The organism is Altibacter lentus (assembly GCF_000746845.1).
Lineage (GTDB): Bacteria > Bacteroidota > Bacteroidia > Flavobacteriales > Flavobacteriaceae > Altibacter > Altibacter lentus.
In genome coordinates this window covers 1,848,531-1,865,879 of record NZ_KN050846.1, presented here as the reverse complement: position 1 = coordinate 1,865,879, position 17,349 = coordinate 1,848,531, and the positions used below count along the sequence as shown (strand labels likewise).

The 17,349-nt window shown below is 42.8% G+C and carries 20 protein-coding genes; 9 read left to right on the top strand and 11 right to left on the bottom strand.

Annotated features, from left to right (window positions below; genetic code table 11):
* Positions 1-7 precede the first annotated feature (7 nt).
* A complete protein-coding gene (locus JS40_RS08625; RefSeq protein WP_034259930.1) occupies positions 8-757 on the top strand; it encodes a tetratricopeptide repeat protein in 750 nt (249 codons plus the stop codon).
* Positions 758-760: 3 nt separating this feature from the next.
* On the opposite strand, the gene JS40_RS08620 is transcribed toward JS40_RS08625, so the two are convergent.
* Positions 761-1,294 carry a CvpA family protein gene (locus JS40_RS08620; RefSeq protein ID WP_034259928.1) on the bottom strand — a complete coding sequence of 178 codons (534 nt, stop codon included), beginning with the start codon at positions 1,292-1,294 and terminating at the stop codon, positions 761-763.
* Positions 1,295-1,395: 101 nt separating this feature from the next.
* Here JS40_RS08620 and JS40_RS08615 point away from each other — a divergent pair, with 101 nt between their 5' ends.
* Genes JS40_RS08615 through JS40_RS08605 form a run of 3 tightly spaced genes read left to right on the top strand, consistent with a single transcriptional unit; the run spans position 1,396 to position 3,229 of the window.
* Complete coding sequence (locus JS40_RS08615) at positions 1,396-1,752, top strand: hypothetical protein (protein WP_034259925.1); 357 nt, start codon at positions 1,396-1,398, stop codon at positions 1,750-1,752.
* Positions 1,753-1,792: 40 nt separating this feature from the next.
* Positions 1,793-2,812, top strand: a complete 1,020-nt coding sequence (gene pheS, locus JS40_RS08610; RefSeq protein WP_034259923.1) for a phenylalanine--tRNA ligase subunit alpha — start codon at positions 1,793-1,795, stop codon at positions 2,810-2,812.
* A gap of 21 nt (positions 2,813-2,833) precedes the next feature.
* Positions 2,834-3,229, top strand: coding sequence for a hypothetical protein (locus tag JS40_RS08605; RefSeq protein WP_034259920.1), 396 nt, complete (start codon positions 2,834-2,836; stop codon positions 3,227-3,229).
* Here JS40_RS08605 and JS40_RS08600 read toward each other — a convergent pair.
* The gene (locus tag JS40_RS08600) at positions 3,226-4,230 is read right to left on the bottom strand and encodes an NAD(P)H-dependent glycerol-3-phosphate dehydrogenase (protein WP_034259919.1); all 1,005 of its coding nucleotides are present in this window, start codon (positions 4,228-4,230) and stop codon (positions 3,226-3,228) included. The two genes, JS40_RS08605 and JS40_RS08600, sit on opposite strands and share 4 nt — an antisense overlap.
* A 124-nt stretch (positions 4,231-4,354) precedes the next feature.
* On the opposite strand from JS40_RS08600, the gene JS40_RS08595 reads away from it, so the two are divergent.
* Complete coding sequence (locus JS40_RS08595; RefSeq protein WP_034259917.1) at positions 4,355-5,272, top strand: hypothetical protein; 918 nt, start codon at positions 4,355-4,357, stop codon at positions 5,270-5,272.
* Between the two features lie 474 nt (positions 5,273-5,746).
* Complete coding sequence (locus JS40_RS08590; RefSeq protein ID WP_034259916.1) at positions 5,747-6,919, top strand: T9SS type A sorting domain-containing protein; 1,173 nt, start codon at positions 5,747-5,749, stop codon at positions 6,917-6,919.
* On the opposite strand, the gene nadD is transcribed toward JS40_RS08590, so the two are convergent.
* From nadD to JS40_RS08570, 4 genes are all read right to left on the bottom strand, one after another.
* Positions 6,920-7,510 (bottom strand): nicotinate (nicotinamide) nucleotide adenylyltransferase, encoded by a 591-nt coding sequence (gene nadD, locus JS40_RS08585; protein WP_034259915.1) that lies wholly within the window; start codon positions 7,508-7,510, stop codon positions 6,920-6,922.
* On the bottom strand, positions 7,507-8,106 hold the full coding sequence (gene gmk / locus JS40_RS08580) for a guanylate kinase (RefSeq protein WP_034259914.1): 600 nt from the start codon (positions 8,104-8,106) through the stop codon (positions 7,507-7,509). Before gmk ends, nadD begins: the two co-directional genes overlap by 4 nt.
* Positions 8,106-8,963, bottom strand: coding sequence for a YicC/YloC family endoribonuclease (locus tag JS40_RS08575; RefSeq protein ID WP_034259913.1), 858 nt, complete (start codon positions 8,961-8,963; stop codon positions 8,106-8,108). Before JS40_RS08575 ends, gmk begins: the two co-directional genes overlap by 1 nt.
* 78 nt (positions 8,964-9,041) lie before the next feature.
* Positions 9,042-10,001 (bottom strand): YheT family hydrolase, encoded by a 960-nt coding sequence (locus tag JS40_RS08570; protein WP_034259912.1) that lies wholly within the window; start codon positions 9,999-10,001, stop codon positions 9,042-9,044.
* Between the two features lie 84 nt (positions 10,002-10,085).
* Between JS40_RS08570 and JS40_RS08565 the strand changes: the two genes are divergently transcribed.
* A complete protein-coding gene (locus JS40_RS08565; RefSeq protein WP_034259910.1) occupies positions 10,086-10,577 on the top strand; it encodes an acyl-CoA thioesterase in 492 nt (163 codons plus the stop codon).
* A gap of 12 nt (positions 10,578-10,589) precedes the next feature.
* Here JS40_RS08565 and JS40_RS08560 read toward each other — a convergent pair whose 3' ends face one another.
* The 4 genes from JS40_RS08560 to JS40_RS08545 form a co-directional block, all read right to left on the bottom strand.
* Positions 10,590-11,441 (bottom strand): glycosyltransferase family 2 protein, encoded by an 852-nt coding sequence (locus JS40_RS08560; protein ID WP_034259908.1) that lies wholly within the window; start codon positions 11,439-11,441, stop codon positions 10,590-10,592.
* A gap of 123 nt (positions 11,442-11,564) precedes the next feature.
* Complete coding sequence (locus tag JS40_RS08555; RefSeq protein ID WP_034259906.1) at positions 11,565-12,455, bottom strand: DMT family transporter; 891 nt, start codon at positions 12,453-12,455, stop codon at positions 11,565-11,567.
* Positions 12,455-12,811, bottom strand: a complete 357-nt coding sequence (locus JS40_RS08550; protein WP_034259905.1) for an arsenate reductase family protein — start codon at positions 12,809-12,811, stop codon at positions 12,455-12,457. The genes JS40_RS08555 and JS40_RS08550 overlap by 1 nt, the downstream gene beginning before the upstream one ends.
* Positions 12,808-13,572, bottom strand: coding sequence for a DUF3298 and DUF4163 domain-containing protein (locus JS40_RS08545; RefSeq protein WP_034259903.1), 765 nt, complete (start codon positions 13,570-13,572; stop codon positions 12,808-12,810). Before JS40_RS08545 ends, JS40_RS08550 begins: the two co-directional genes overlap by 4 nt.
* A 70-nt stretch (positions 13,573-13,642) precedes the next feature.
* On the opposite strand from JS40_RS08545, the gene JS40_RS08540 reads away from it, so the two are divergent.
* Positions 13,643-14,782 carry a cystathionine gamma-synthase gene (locus JS40_RS08540; protein WP_034259900.1) on the top strand — a complete coding sequence of 380 codons (1,140 nt, stop codon included), beginning with the start codon at positions 13,643-13,645 and terminating at the stop codon, positions 14,780-14,782.
* A gap of 79 nt (positions 14,783-14,861) precedes the next feature.
* Here the strand turns inward: JS40_RS08540 and JS40_RS08535 are convergent, their stop codons facing one another.
* Positions 14,862-15,662: a THC0290_0291 family protein gene (locus JS40_RS08535; RefSeq protein ID WP_034259897.1), complete on the bottom strand. Its 801-nt coding sequence runs from the start codon at positions 15,660-15,662 to the stop codon at positions 14,862-14,864.
* 247 nt (positions 15,663-15,909) lie between these two features.
* Between JS40_RS08535 and gdhA the strand changes: the two genes are divergently transcribed.
* Positions 15,910-17,253 (top strand): NADP-specific glutamate dehydrogenase, encoded by a 1,344-nt coding sequence (gene gdhA, locus JS40_RS08530; protein ID WP_034259894.1) that lies wholly within the window; start codon positions 15,910-15,912, stop codon positions 17,251-17,253.
* Positions 17,254-17,349: the final 96 nt, after the last annotated feature.

Genomic DNA, 17,349 nt, shown 5'->3' with positions numbered 1-17,349 from the left:
ACATCCCATGAAAAAGATTCTAATAGTTCTTATGGTTCTTATATCGATCTCGGGCTTGGCTCAAAACGATGCGCTGTTCGACCAAGGGAAGGAATTGTATAAGGCTGAAAAATACCAAGGTGCGTTGGATTCGTGGATGAAGATACTTGAGAGGGAGCAACATTCGGCCTCTCTATATTTCAATATTGCCAATGCCCATTACAAGCTCAATAATATCGGGCCGAGTGTCTATTATTATGAAAAGGCACTTCAACTGGATCCCAACGACAGCGATATTAAGAACAATCTCGCTTTTGCAGAAAACGCCAGGATCGACGTAATAGAACCGCTGCCTCAAACCGTGTTCAAGCGTTGGTATCAGCGCATTTCCGGGATCATGAGCTTTGACGGTTGGGCCGCAACAGCCACGGTGTTTTCCATACTTTTTGTGCTATTGTTCCTCGCCTATTATTTTTCGGTTTCAGAACGAAGAAAACGTCTGTTCTTTACAACGGCCATCGCAAGCATCTGTGTTGTTTTTGCAACTTTGGTGTTGGCTTTTAAAACCTACGATGATGCGCAACGGTATCGTCCGGCCATTATTTTTGCTGAAGAGACCGAAGTGCGTAGTGAACCTACCATGGGGAGTGAGCCAGCTTTTTTGCTCCATGAAGGAACGAAGGTAATGATCAGAGACCGTGAAGGTGACTGGTTCCGTATCTCTTTAGCCGATGGGAAGGACGGGTGGATTCCCGCCTCCGAATTGAAGGAACTGTAAAACTTAGGCTTCAGGAAGCGCTTCTTCTTCCTGCTCTGTTTCGTAACGATCCACTTCTCTTAAAATATGCGGAAGCACCATGGGAGCCAAGGACGCTATGGGTTCATATAAGACAGATTCGGCTTTGCGCTCTTCAGAGATCACATATCCGCTTAAGCTCGAAGAGGCACTCACGAACATGAACACGACACTAAGGATAAAGGCGTAGGCCAATGTACTAAAGATACCTCCCAATACTTTATTAATGATACCCAACATGGCAAAATCGGCTATCTTGGTAAGGAACTTGCCGGCAAGAGAGATCACAAAAACGATCAAAAGGAAGGTCACGGCAAAAGCAACTAATTGTGTGGTTTGGGGACCCCAATCGAACCATTGCGAGATGTGGGCCGCGGCGAAGTCTGAAAAATACAAAGCACCGTACACTCCCGCCACGATACCTACAAGCGATGCCAAGGCTACAAACAGCCCTTTTTTAAAGCCGGAAAAGAAACCCATGATTAAAATAATCCCTAAAATGATATCGACTATGTTCATACAAAGTATTTCGGCTAAAGATACAAAAACTGTTTCGCAAGAAATGTATCTTTGCAGCTGCAAGGGAATGAGAGGCAAAAGCTTCTTTGAAAATATAGAATATGGCACGAGATGAAAAATTGAGAGAACGCTGGGAAGGGGTCGTCTCACTGCTTAGTAACCGCTTTGCCGATGGACAACCACTGGACCTCGACGCCGTTATTTACCTGGTGGGAGTTCAGGAATTGGGGCAGTTGCACCGTAAATTTAAGAAAGACGAAAAGCTGAACCTCATGCACATCGCTATCTGTAGGTTGTTAGAGCCTTTTGGATATTACGAATTCGACTATTTCGACGAGCAGGGATGGCCACATTACAAGATCGTGGAACAGCTACCGCCTCTTAAGGCAGGAGAACAAAGTGTATTGATGAAAGAAGCCATTGTCCAGTATTTTTTAGAAAAGGAAGTGATTGAATAGAAAATAAGTAGTTTTGCGCTGCTGAAGTATACGCAGGATCATGATTGAAACGATAAAAAAACACATTGCCGAAGTAGAGAAGTTCTCTGCGGCCAAAAAGGAAGAAATTGAGACCTTCCGAATTAAATATTTAGGAAAGAAAGGATTGCTTAACGAATTCTTCGCCGAATTCAAGAATGTGCCCAACGATCAGAAAAAAGAATTCGGACAGGTGATCAACACCTTGAAAACAGCTGCTCAGGAGAAGGTGAATGCCTTGAAGGAAGCACTGGAGAACTCTCAGGAAGTGGTGGGAGCGTATGGTGATCTATCGCGCCCGGGAGAACCTATTGCTTTGGGATCTCGTCACCCTATTTCCATTGTAAAGAACAAGATCATCGATATTTTCTCGCGTATTGGGTTCAATGTTTCTGAAGGTCCGGAGATCGAGGATGACTGGCACAATTTCACGGCGCTCAATCTTCCCGAGTATCATCCGGCGCGCGATATGCAGGATACTTTTTTCATCCAAACAAACCCAGATGTGTTGCTGAGAACACACACATCTTCGGTGCAGGTGCGTTATATGGAGAACAACAAACCTCCTATTAGAACGATCTCTCCCGGTCGTGTATACCGTAATGAGGCCATTTCGGCACGCTCACACTGTTTCTTTCATCAGGTGGAAGGCTTGTACGTTGATAAAGGAGTAAGTTTTGCCGATTTGAAGCAGACCTTGCAATATTTTACTACTGAAATGTTTGGCAAATCGAAGATTCGCTTACGCCCTTCGTATTTTCCCTTCACCGAACCAAGCGCCGAAGTAGATGTTTATTGGGGACTGGAAACGGAAACCGATTATAAGATGACCAAAGGTACCGGCTGGCTCGAGATCATGGGTTGCGGTATGGTAGATCCAAACGTACTGGAGAACTGTGGGATCAATTCGAAGGAGTATTCGGGTTTTGCCTTCGGAATGGGGATCGATCGCATCGCCTTGTTACTTCACCAAATACCGGATATTCGCATGTTCAGTGAGAATGATATTCGATTTCTGGATCAATTTAAAAATGCCGATTAATACCGAACAGGGCATCGTTTCATGAAAAAGGATATTGATTTTCACGTCGCACAAAAGATACAGATCGTTGCTGTTAAAGAATGGGACAAGGATTTTCTTGCACAGCACTGGAATGTCTATCTGCTCAATCTGCGCGAGGATACCATAGAGACGGTTTTAGTACTATCTCGCGGGAACAGCAGTGATAGAAAAACATCCACCCTGCGTCACGGACTCGGAGATATGGCCGGAAATACTGCGTCAAAAGTTGAATTGATCACAGACGAAGTCCTGAGCTTTAAAAACGAATATCTGGTAACTTTCTTTGCCGAAGGAAAATTGTTTGAGCGCTCCTTTACATTTCTACCCAATACCATTTCCGAAGCGACCAAAACACCCATACAGTTATTGGATGCACACGGAGTTGTCGCTACTTAAGTAAGTTTGTCGGTAAGTTTTTGAAAGACTTTTTTCGGATTCTTGTTTTCGTATAGTATACCGTAAACGGCATTGATAATTGGGGTCTTCGCCTTTTTCTTACCTTTTAGCTGGTTGAGGTTATATGCACTCTTGGTAGCATAATACCCTTCGGCCACCATGCTCATTTCCATTTGTGCGCTCTTGACCGTATACCCCTTGCCAATCATATTTCCGAACATCCTGTTTCGGCTAAAGACCGAATAACCCGTCACCAAAAGATCCCCTAAGTACGCCGAATCGTTGATGTCGCGCTTCATTTTGTGCACTTTCTTCACATAGCGCTTCATCTCCCGTATGGCATTGCTCATCAATACACTCTGAAAATTATCGCCATAGCCCAGACCGTGAGCGATCCCGGCAGCAATGGCATAGATATTCTTCAGCATGGCCGCATATTCGGTGCCGATCACATCGTCGCTGGTAGAACACTTAATATAGTCGCTGCTTAAATACTGTGCCACGATCTTGGCTTTCTCCTCATCGGCCGAAGCGATCGTCAAATACGAAAGTCGTTCCAGCGCAACTTCTTCGGCGTGGCAAGGCCCTGTGATCACACCAATATTATGAAAAGGGACGTTGAGATGGGTATTAAAATGATCGCCAACGATCAAACTCGTTTCGGGGACGATTCCTTTTATGGCTGAAAACACCACCTTCTCATCCAGCGAAACCGTTAATTTTTCGAGTTCGGTGTGTAAAAAGGCCGATGGGATCACAAAAATGAGGTAATCGGCATAAGAAACCATTTCATTGATATCATTGCTCAACCGAAGCTGCTTCAAATTGAATTCGACCGAGCTTAGATAATTGGGATTGTGCTGTTGTTTTTTGATGTGCTCCAGCGCGTATACGCTTCGCATGTACCAGCCAACTTCGGTGAGGTTCTCACAAAGCATCTTTACGATGGCCGTAGCCCAGCTTCCGCCGCCAAAAACGGCAAATTTTGGTGTGTTCGACATAAAGGAAATTTCAGTAATTCAAAAATAAGCAATAATAATGGATTGTATATAGCTGAAAAACAGAGGATTAAAATTTTGGCATAGCTTTTGGAATTTGGTTTAACGAATATTTAAATACAACGTTATGAAAAAACTTAAAGTAGTACTCGGATTTATGATGCTAACCATCCTCTTTACTTCTTGCTACACCGAAGTGATCGTAGAAGATCCCTATGTGGATGAAGTACCTTCCATAACGTTAAGCGAACTGGTTTCTTCCTACGAATTGTGGTACGTCGATATCGACAGGGCTACAGGAAGCAGCTATATCCCCTTTTTGCAAAAAGCATTTACCGTTTCATTCCGAAACGGAACACTCATGGCCAATAATAATTTAGTGGGTATTGGCGATCAGGGAAACGGATTCGGGATACCGGTGGGTTATTACGACACCTTCGATTTTATTTTGGATATAGACCACGACTTGGACGGGTTCTATTCCTTTGATGTTACGCAATTGAGCAATAACGAGATCGAGCTGTATTTTCCGCAGCAAAACGTATCGTACGTATTGGTGGGGTATCAACGAAGCAACTTCGACTACAATGCATTGTTCTACGATAATATCCATTATTTCCTGCAAGAATACGTCACCTGGGAAAAGACCTTTACCAGCGATTACGGAAACTTGAACGAGTTCGACAATGAAAACTTTGTACAGTTCCTGCCGGGAGGCGGTGACGGGAACTTCAGAAGCTCTCAAGACCCGAACGGGACAGACATTAACAATATTTATTGGGACTATGAAGGGATCTATAACGTGGACGATGTGCCCAACGACCGTTACCTGAAATATTTAACATTGGATTATGATTATCTGGGCAATGAATACTTCGATCTTAACGTTATAGATGACAACACGATCGAGTTATTTCACGATGCTTCGGGAACGCTCTACCGCTTTAGAGGCCGCGGATATATTCAGTATAAGAATAAAGACGGGAAGTTGCGGGAATCGAAGGCAACCATGGCCAAACAGATGAAGAAGATCAGTAAGTTCTAACACTAAAACGCATTGTAACCGCAATGCACAATAATACATCAACCCGTTAGGGAACAAACAATTTTTTGGTTGGTTATTTAGTTGAGGCCACAGGCTGCGAAGCATTACGCACGCAGCCTGTCCGGCCGAAACTATTAAGATGAAATTTTACATTTTCTTGCAAGTATAAATGAATGCCGCTCCAAAGGCAGTTTACCGGTGGAGCGGTATTGTTTTTTTGTATATTTATTTTTTCTCCCCTTTGACTGTTGATATAATTCCTTTAATTAATTTTAATTTTTTGCTTTCGCCTATGAAAACTTCAATTCTTTTGATGTGTTGTTTGGTTGTATCAACTATAACATTCGCCCAATTTGGTCCTCAGCAAATAATATCTTCTAACGTAGATGGTGCTCAAGCTGTTATTGCAGGCGATGTAAACGGAGATAGCGATATAGATGTTTTCTCGGCATCTTATTTTGACAATAAGATAGCATGGATGAGAATACGGGACAAGGGGTCTTTGGCTCTCAGCAAATTATTACCACCGATGCTGACCAAGCGAGGGATATTGCTGCGGCCGATATTGATGGTGACGGTGATTTGGATATTTTTTCAGTATCTCAAAATGACGGAAAGGTTGCTTGGTATGAAAATACAGACGGGCTTGGAACTTTTGGTCCCCAACAATTAATAGGTACTATCTCAATAGGGGTATTATCTCTCTCTGCCGCAGATTTTGATAGCGATACCGATATTGACCTTGTTGTGGCAAACGCAAGTACTGATACTGTGACCTGGTATGAGAATACCAACGGACAGGGAGCTTTTAGCGGCCCGCAACTTATTTCCAATACACTTGACGGACCTATTTCGGTCTATGCCGCAGATCTCGACGGGGATCTGGACCAGGATGTGGCAGTTGCTAATTTTACGGGTGACAGTATCGTATGGTTTGAGAACACTAACGGGCAGGGAACCTTTGGTCCGGCACAGGTCATTTCTTTAAATACAATAGCGGCCAGAAATATTAGCGCTGGTGATCTTGACGGGGACGGGGATATAGATATTCTATCAGCTTCTGAAGGAGATAATAAGATAGCTTGGTATGAAAATACCGATGGCATTGGGATTTTCGGAGCTCAACAAGTTATAGATATTGTTACTGGCAATGCGGCTTCGGTATATTCTATAGATTTCGATGGGGATAGTGATTTTGATGTAGTTGCAACGACCACTAATGCTATTGTTTGGTATGAAAACTTAGATGGGTTGGGTAATTTTAGCTTGGAACAATTGATTGATAACAGTGTGTCATTTGCATTTTTTGTTTCTGCTGCTGATCTAGATGGCGATAGTGATATGGATGTACTTTCTGGAGACGATAATGGTGTATTTTGGTACGAAAACCAACACCCTTTAGCAGTTGCCGATCATGAAATAGTGCCTATACGCTGGTATCCCAATCCCACAAGCGGGTTGGTTTATCTTCAGCATGAACCGGGGATACACATTCGTTTTTTTACACTTTTCAATACCTTGGGACAACGCATTTTAAGGGAAGATGGCATAACAGTGTTAGATCTTTCTTCTCTGGCGAATGGAGTATATTACGTAACTGTAGCAACCAATACTGGAACGATAACCACTCAATTGGTAAAGGAATAATTATTTATAAAAATTCATCTCATCCAGATAGGTCCAGACATTGTGCGGGAGCAAGGGGCGTATGTTCTTTCCGGCTTTGATCCCTTTTCGAATAAAGGTGGACGATACTTCAACAATGGGAGCTGCGACCCTTGTGATCCGGGGATGGTCCACAAATGCCGTTTCCAGAGTTCCTTCCGAGATTCTGGGATAGACGTACAATGCATACCGTTCTAAAATAACTTCGTAGTTCTTCCACTTATGAAACCCTTTCAGGTTGTCCTCGCCCATGATCAAACTGAAGTGATCCTCGGGAAATCGTTCTTCCAGATGTACCAGCGTGTCTACGGTATAATTGGGTTGCGGAAGGTCGAATTCGATATTGCTGGCCTTGAGTTTGGGGTAATCTTCCACGGCAATGCGCACCATCGCGAGACGATGGATGTCGTCGAGCAGCGTTTTCTTTTTCTTATGCGGATTGTGCGGCGTCACCACCAGCCATACCTCATCGAGATCACTAAACTCTACCATGTGATTGGCCAGGATGAGGTGTCCCACATGAATAGGGTTGAACGTACCAAAATACAGCCCGATGCGCTTTTCCGTTGTCATTCGCTTGCTTCGGAAGGGGTTTTTTTCTGAAGGAAATCGGCCACCAGATCATGCGACTCCTGCAGTGCCTTCTTCAAATTGTTGTTTTCAATGATATAGTCGAACTGGGGGGCGGTCGCCAATTCTACCGAAGCTTTTGCAATGCGCATATTGATACGCTCGTCACTTTCGGTCTTTCGTTTCTTTAACCGGATCTTCAGCTCGTCGATACTGGGGGGCTTCACAAAGACCGCCAGCGTTTGTTCGGGATATTTCTTCTTAATACGCAAACCGCCTACCACGTCAATATCAAAGATCACATTCTTTCCCTGCGCCCAGATGCGTTCCACCTCGCTTTTTAATGTTCCGTAGAAATTATCGCGATATACTTCTTCCCACTCGAGAAAATCACCGTTCTTGATGTGTTGTTTAAAATCCTTCAGACTTATAAAATAATAATCTTCGCCGTGTACCTCGTCGCCCCGGGGATCCCGCGAAGTCGCCGACACCGAAAAATCCAGATTGAGATCTTCCTGTTGCAGTAAATATTGTACAATAGTCGTCTTTCCACTTCCGGAAGGCGCCGAAAAAACAATTAATTTTCCTCCTTTTTTCATTACAATACGTTGAGGGCTTGTTCCTTGATCTTCTCCAGTTCATCCTTCATTTGTACCACCAATTGCTGCATGGGAGCGTAATTTGCCTTGGAGCCTATCGTGTTGATCTCCCGACCGATCTCTTGCGAGATAAAACCCAGTTTCTTCCCGTTGGAATCGTTGGACCGAATGGTTTCGGTAAAATAATCCAGGTGGTTCTTTAAGCGCACCTTCTCTTCGGTGATATCGTATTTTTCCAAATAATAGATCAACTCCTGCTCAAAGCGATTCTCGTCCACATCTTCTTTTAGTTCGCTCACTGCTTTGCGAAGACGCTCCCGTACATTTTCAATACGATCACCGTCCATGTCGATGATCTGTTTCAGCAAAGCCGAAATGTTCCGGATGCGTTGTACAAAATCTGCTTCCAGCGCACGTCCTTCGTCACTTCTGTATGCATTAATTCCCACCAATGCTTCATGGATGGCTTCAAGGATGGACTTATACTCTTCTTCGTCGATCTCATCCCGCTCTGTTTTAAGCGCATCGGGCATGCGAACGGCCATTTTCAATAATTCCACAGGATCACCGTCTACCACTTGAGCCAGCTGTTTGATATATTGTTTTACAACGGTCTCGTTCACTTCGGTATTAGTGGCCTCTCCCGTAATCTCAATAAAGAGATTAAAATCGACCTTCCCCCGGGTGAGTGCACTCGAAAGCTTGTTTCGCATGTCCAATTCTTTTTCTCGATAGGAAGAAGGAACCCTAACATTCAGGTCGAGGTTTTTGCTGTTCAACGATTTTATTTCAACCGTGATTTTCTTAGAGGGCAATTGTATCACCGATTTGCCGTAGCCGGTCATGGACTGGATCATAGAGTATGTTTAAAGGAGCAAAGGTAATAATTTTAGGTGGGCGGTACAGGACTTCCGGCACTTAATGAGCGAAGCGATTCAATTCTCTTGGAGAAATTGTAATGCCCTATTTTCGCTGTAATAAGCGTCATTGGTTTGGTGAAACCCAACGTGTCCGCCATGTTCGGGGGATTCCAGATAGATGTTACCGTTGTTGTTGGCAATTGCTGTTGGATAACAGTCCGGTGAAAGGAAGGTATCATTTTTTGCGTTCAGTAAAAGAACGGGGATGGTTATCTTCGGAAGGAATTGCAGGCTGCTGTTCTTTTGGTAATATTCATAGGCATCCTCAAAGCCGTGAGCCGGGGCAGTATATAGGTTGTCAAAATCGAGTAATGACTTAATTTTCTTAAGTTCCGAAGAGGTCATTCGTTCCGGAAACTGAAGCATTTTCGTCTTGTACTTCTTTTTCAAGTTGTAAAGGAAGGAAGTTCTGTAGACCCAATTGTAAAATTGGCTGAGGGACTCCAGAGATCCTTCTAAGCTTAAAGGTGTGGAGATGGCCACTCCTTTCTTTAATTGCTTCGGAAGGGTGTCACGTTCTCCTAAATACTTCAGCATAAGATTTCCTCCCAAACTGAAACCAATAAGAGCGATCTCATCGTAGCGGTCTAATGCTAAGATGTGTTGAAGGATAACATGCAGGTCCTGGGTAGTTCCGGCATTGTAAGAGGGATACAGAAGGTTAGGCTCGCCACTGCAACCTCTATAGTTCATGGCAACCACATCCCATTGATGTTTTACGAGCATCCGGGCCTGTCCTTTCATATACGTACGCTGGGCATTCCCTTCCAATCCGTGAAGTAATACAGCTACTTTCGAAGCGGTTGAGGAGGCGTAGGACCAATCAATATCCAAAAAATCACCATCCGGAAGATCGATGCGCTCCCGTTGTTGGACCAAAGTTGGAGATGGCCGAAGCTTCGCCGAATAAATGGTAGAAAAATGACCATTTCTGAACAAACGAGGAGCAATGTAAGAACTCTTTACTAAAGGCATGGAAAGCACTAATTTTAACAGAATCTAAACAAAAGAGCGCAGTTTAGAAGGCGAAAGTAGGTTAAATTTGCAAAAAAAAGAGCCATGTATACAAAAGAGTTTGAAGTGCGATGGAGTGATGTAGATGCCAACAGGCATTTGCGCAATAGTGCATATATTGATTTTATGAGTCATACCCGTATGAGCTTCTTTTTAGAAAAGGGTTTTGGGCAGGTTCAATTGGCGAAAATGAACCTGGGTCCTGTTGCACTGCACGAGCACATGTATTATTTTAAAGAAGTTTTTCCCGGAAAACCCGTGCGCGTATCGTTACAACTAAAAGGAATTTCAGAAGACGGTATGTTCTTCGAATTCTTACACAATTTCTATGATCCCAACGGGCGTAATTTGGCACGCTGTGAAATGTTAGGCGCATGGATCGATCTTACCACTCGCAAATTAACGCACCTCCCCGAAGATCTGTTCCATTACCTAGAAGGTTTGGATCACACAGATGATTTTAAGATTCTCACTAAAGAAGATACCAGAAAATATGGACAAACTCCGGTAGATTTTGGGGCTATACCGACAAAATAAAACTATTGAACTTTATTTTTTTGGTGTTGAACTGATGTCCATTTGGTCAATAATCCACTTTAAAACATGCGAATAGCTTTCCATGGTTTTCACCCAGTAGGACTCACTATGAACCGTGTGAAAATAGGTCATTTGTTGAACGACTTGCATGTAATTGTTTTGTCGTAACCAAATGAAATTGCTAAAAATAGTATCTGCAGAGAAAGGATTCAGTTTTTCCTTTTTGGACAACTCATGATTTATCAAGAAAGATTCTTTATTTACAAAGTAATTTGAATCATTCATAAGTGATAAAAAGCGGTTGGATTTATTCATCATAAATGCGTAAGAGATTAATTTTTGTAGAAACTTGGGGCTATTAAAGAAAACAGTATAAAGGAATTTTAATCGTGGTGTTGTACTCACCTTCCTTCCTTTTAAATGTTCTTTAAAAATGTCAAAATCGATACGCCTATCAAAATCTTCAAAATTGAAATGTGGCAAGATCATTCCATTAGCAGGACAGTAGAAAGTATTTTCTTCCCATTTGTGGATTGAATATAACGCATCAATAAAATTTTTATCAAAAAAATTATCTGAATCTAAAAGAATAAGCCAGTCGTTTTTGGCATAGGAAGCAGCAATGGCTTTATTTTTATAGCAGCCTCCCGAATTAACGGTATTTCTATGAATCTTAATTTTAGGAGCGTTTAATTCTCCTACTTTGCGGCTTAACTCTTCAAAATCATCACTGCCGTCATCCGATATAACGATATCGTCAACACGCTCGTCGAGGATGGGATAGCGAAGCGCATCCTGAATGAAATTTGCAGAGTTATAACAAGGGATGGCGATGGATATTTTTCTTTTCTCGATAGCTGGCATTTCTCTCCGAATAGACCTAAATATAGGGGAATATTACGAAGTAATCGGTCTGGAATTCCAGAACCTACGCGTTATTCTGAAATATTTTTCACCCGATGTGTTTAATTGTTTGATTTGTAGAACTTAAGAAATTCTGGGTTTTCGTGTCGATAAGAAAACCCCGATAAAGATCAATGCGGCCGCAAGTACACGCAAGGGCGTAAGTGTGTCAGATCCCACCAAGACCGCAATCAGTGTAGCAAGCAGTGGCTGTAAATAGATAAATGCCCCAATGGTGGACGGACTCAATTGTTTTAATGCGTAGATATTAAAGAGATAGGTAAGCACTGTGGTACAGATCACCACGAAGCCCAATCGCCAGATCGAGCTCCAATCCAGTGCGCCCCAAGCTACGCTAGAAAACTCTTGGATACCAATTGGGAGGTTCATAATTACTGCGAACAGAAAGAACAATTTCATAAGAGTGATGGAACTATACTTTGCTACCAGAGGCTTCACTAAGATAAGATAGACCGAATAGGATGCTGCATTCACAACAAACAACAAATTTCCTAAAGGAATGTTGGGAGCATTGGGTTGCATTTTGAGTCCGAAAAGGATCAACAATAGAGCACCTGCCAGCCCAAGACCTATCCCAATAGATTTGAGCCAGGTAATTCGTTCTTTAAGAAAGATGGCCGAAAGAATCAATAACAGTACCGGAGCCAGAGTTATCACTACCGAACTGTTTATTGGCGTAGACAAGCTCAATCCTTTAAAGAACATAAGCATGTTAAGGACCATTCCAAAAAAGGCACAGGCCACTATGCGAAACCAATCCCGGCGATCGACCTTTTCCGAAGGTAGAAAAAGGCTTATCGCCCAAAACACCAAGGCTGCTCCCGATACGCGAAGCAGTATAAACCCGAAAGGCTCTATCACGTGCGGCATTAGCCCTTTGGCGATGGTATGGTTGGCACCATAGATAGCACTTGCGGCTGTCGCTGCAAGTAAGGCAAGTACGCGTTTGTTCATCAATGCTTCTGTACAGATTTTTTTGCCGCTGCTATGGTCTTTTTACTATTGCCAATAAAAATTTGATCGTTATTGACCAACACAGGGCGCTTTAAAAAAGTATAATGCTCGAGCAATAAGTTTTTAAAATCCTCTTCCAGCAAGCCTTCCTCTTTGAGGTTTCGCTCTTTATAGAGGCGCGCCCTTTTACTAAAAAGGTCTTCATAGCTGCCTGCGAGGTTGTACAGCTCTTCTAATTCTTCTTCGGTGATGCCTTGAGTTTTGATATCCTGTTTAATGAAGGACTGCGGAAGTTCCAGTTCGTCTAAAATGCGTTTGCACGTGTCACAGGAAGAAAGGTAATAGATCTTTTTCATGACTTAATTTTTAAGTAAGTTTCGGCTTCTTTTCTTGGAATTAACACTTCAATGGGACCGGCGGCATAACTCGCGATGTCGTATTGATTGTATCGTAAAATTATGTGTTGGTCGGTAATACCAATATATTCGGGCAATGTAAATGTATCGTTCTCAAACCAGAAACCTGTAGTGTTTATATTTTCTGAAATTGGGATGCCGTTCGCTTCACGGAACTTTTTCTCAGCGAAAGCCTTGAAACCGTTGAGATCTTTAAAGAGTGCTTCGGAAGAAATTTCTGCTCCCGTTAGCGGATCTACATGCAGAAAAATAGTACTCCCATACCCGTGAGCCCCGCCGGTGAACAAATAGTTTTTCAGTTCGAAAGAAAGAAGATGGGGAGCGTGAAATGTTTCGGTCACCGAAACATTTGCAAAATAGGCGGCACCCATATCGGGAAATTCTGCACTGTGAATTCGGTACATCTCAATAAAATGAGTAATGGCTTCAGCAACAGTTGCGGCCTTGGGCTCCTCTTCGGGATCTCCCAAGTTCAGTGCCTTAATTATAAAAGTTTCGATCTTTGTATTGATAGTTTCAGCAATAGAAGACTCCCCCGAAACGATCACGTAGCTCACGGTTACTTCCGGACAAAACGCATCATCACACACGGCGACGTCTGCTTCCGTAAGATTGTTTGGGCTAACAGTGAGCACATTCTCTTTAGCACAACTCAAACCCATAAGGGACCACAGTAAAACGACCAAAGATTTGTTATTCATTCGTTAAAAATACTATAGATTTATTTATCATAACGGAATCATGTACTTTTGTTTTTCAAAATTGAAATTTATGAAGTTTAATACCAAAACAATTCACGGTGGGCAGGAACACGACAAAGCGTATGGCGCGGTCATGCCCCCTATCTACCAAACAACAACCTATGCACAATCAACCCCCGGAGGGCATAAAGGGTTCGAATATTCACGTACCCATAACCCTACCCGTTCTGCCTTAGAACGTGCCTTTGCAAGCTTGGAGAACGGAGATCACGGGCTGGCTTTTGGAAGTGGTTTGGCTGCCATCGATGCAGTGATGAAATTGTTAAAACCCGGTGATGAGGTGATCTCCACGAACGATTTATATGGAGGTAGTTATCGCTTGTTCACAAAAGTGTATGAAAATTTCGGCATAAAGTTTCATTTTATAGGAATGGAGAATGCCGCGAATATTGCAGACTATGTGAATGAGAATACCAAGCTCATTTGGGTAGAAACACCAACCAATCCAATGATGAATGTCATCGATATCAAGGTAGCGGCGAACATTGCCAAAAAACACGATCTGCTGTTAGCAGTGGATAACACGTTCGCAACACCATATCTGCAAAGACCGCTGGATCTGGGAGCCGATATCGTTATGCACAGTGCCACAAAATATCTTGGAGGACACAGTGATGTGGTGATGGGTGCTTTGGTCGTGCGTGATCAAGACCTGGCAGACCGATTGTACTTTATTCAAAACGCGAGTGGAGCTATTTGTGGCCCTCAAGATAGTTTCTTGATGCTACGGGGCATTAAAACACTGCATGTTCGAATGCAGCGCCACTGTGAGAATGGAAAAAAGGTTGCAGAATATTTACAAAACCATCCAAAGATTGAGAAAGTTTATTGGCCGGGATTCGAAAGCCATCCCAATCACAAGATCGCAAAAGAACAGATGGACGATTTTGGAGGGATGATATCCTTCGTGACCAAAGGCAATAATTACGAAGAGGCCATTCGTATTGTGGAGAATTTAAAGGTCTTTACACTAGCGGAGAGTTTGGGCGGTGTGGAAAGTTTATGCGGTCATCCGGCAAGTATGACCCATGCCAGTATTCCTAAGGAAGAACGGGAAAAGACCGGAGTGGTCGATTCGCTTATTCGACTGAGTGTAGGGATCGAAGATGCCGATGATCTCATTGATGATCTTAAACAAGCCATTGGCTAAGTCCAAGACGCATCTATCAAGACGCATCTATAATGATAAAGCCCCGAAATTTCGGGGCTTTTTATATAAAGTGAATTTTTTAATCGAGGTAATATATGTAACCAATGTTGAGCCAGTAGATCCAATCATTCGCTTTGTTTTCGGGAACTTCTACCACCTGGTTGTTCTCGAAAGACGGGTTTAGTCCATCCACCCAGTTAGAAAAGTAATATTGCCAACGGCTGTCGAGCATTAGATCGCTCAAAGGGGTTAATTTATAACGAATCCCTACGCTCATAACCACAGACCACGTGGAGTCACTCTCTTGCTGAAAGGAGTTAAAATACTTTCTCGGAGTGGTGATAGGCGTGTTTAGGGGGCCTAATTCGCTATACACCTCGGGATCATAATTTACCCAGTGCACACCAAAACTGGCAAACGGAGCTATCTTATAGCCACCGGCTGCAAAATCACGAATGCTTAACGGAAAATATTCTAATTGAGACCCAATATCAAATACGGTGGTAGAGCCTTTCATGGCTCTAAGTTGGTCGGCAGTAATACTTGTTTTGTCCGGATCTACCCATTTTCCAAGGTGTTCCAAATTGGTTTTGTGATAATCGATTTCATTTCGTAACTTAAAATGGTCATTGAAATACGTATCACGGGTATAACAGTTACAATCTGCGCGGTATGAAAAGTTTAGGTAGTGAATCAATCCCACGCCAAAACCGATATTTCCTGAATTGGTTTCTAGGTCGTTACGTTCTCCAAAGTCGGAATAAAAGGCAACAGGTCCTGTAATGATCCCAACCTCGTGGGAGAAGCCAAATTGGCTGTAAACTTCCTGCTTACAAAGCATCAAGAAGAAAAATACCAACAGCAATATTCTGGTATTCATTATGTTTTCGGTTTAGATTGAGACGTAACAAATATATAAAAACATCTGTAACAGAGAAATATTCTATTGTTTTTTAGTGTATTCGCAAAAAAAGCATTCGCTTTTTTGCCATATACATTATATTTGTTCCCTAAATAACGAAAACCTCGAAGATTAAGTATATTGAGTGGAAAGAACGTGATATTCAAGGAATAACGAGGATCCTTATTTTAAACGATTTTTTATAAATAGTAACAAATACAAGCAGATGAAACAAAGCATTAAAGACTTCATTTCCTACGTAGAAAAGTCCAATCCCAATGAGCCTGAATTCATGCAGGCCGTTACCGAAGTAGCCGAAACTGTTATCCCGTTCATAGAAGAGAACGAACAATACCAAAACAAGATGTTACTGGAGCGCATGGTAGAGCCGGAGCGAACCATTATCTTCCGTGTACCATGGACGGACGACAATGGTGACGTACAAGTGAATCGCGGGTATCGCGTCGAGTTTAACTCGGCTATCGGGCCCTACAAAGGAGGATTGCGTTTTCACCCATCGGTTAATTTAAGCATTTTGAAATTCCTTGGTTTTGAACAAACCTTCAAGAACAGCCTTACCACACTGCCTATGGGTGGTGGAAAAGGAGGATCGGATTTCAACCCAAAAGGGAAAAGCGACAATGAAGTAATGCGCTTTTGCCAAAGTTTCATGACCGAGTTGGCCCGTCATATTGGACCAAATACCGATGTTCCTGCGGGAGATATTGGTGTTGGAGGAAGAGAGATAGGATATATGTTTGGACAATACAAGCGCATTCGAAACGAATTTACCGGAGTACTTACCGGCAAGGGAAGGTCTTACGGGGGATCGTTGATTCGTCCGGAAGCCACAGGATACGGAAACGTATATTTTGCTAAGAACATGCTGGAAACACGCGGCGAAAGTTTCAAAGGAAAGACCGTTGTGATTTCCGGTTCCGGAAATGTAGCGCAGTATGCTGCTGAAAAAGCCATGCAATTTGGAGGAAAGGTGGTGACATTTTCAGATTCATCGGGATATATTTATGACGAAGAAGGAATAAATACCGAAAAGCTAGCCTTTGTTATGGAGCTGAAGAATGTGAAACGCGGAAGAATTAGCGAATACGTAGACAAGTATCCTTCAGCAAAATACCATGAAGGAAAACGACCTTGGGACGTATTGTGTGACATCGCATTACCATGTGCTACTCAAAACGAGTTGAACGAAGCTGAAGCAAAAACATTGGTAAACAATGGTTGTACCTGTGTGGGTGAAGGAGCCAATATGCCATGTACCCCGGAGGCCATTGCAGTGTTTCAGGATGCAAAGATTTTGTTCTCTCCCGGGAAGGCATCAAATGCAGGTGGTGTAGCTACCAGCGGGTTGGAGATGTCTCAAAACTCACTTAGATTAAATTGGACCGCCAAAGAAGTAGACGAACGTTTACATGCTATCATGAACGATATTCACGCGGCTTGCGTAAAATACGGAAAAGATGGTGATGGGTATGTGGACTATGTAAAGGGAGCTAATGTGGCCGGATTTGTGAAAGTTGCCGATGCAATGCTTGCTCAAGGCGTTGTTTAAGAAGCAGCATAGTTTTAAAAAGGAACTAATTTTCATTCTAATACATTCAAAAAAAGGCTGTCTAAAAAGGCAGCCTTTTTCATTCCAATCCTGCAA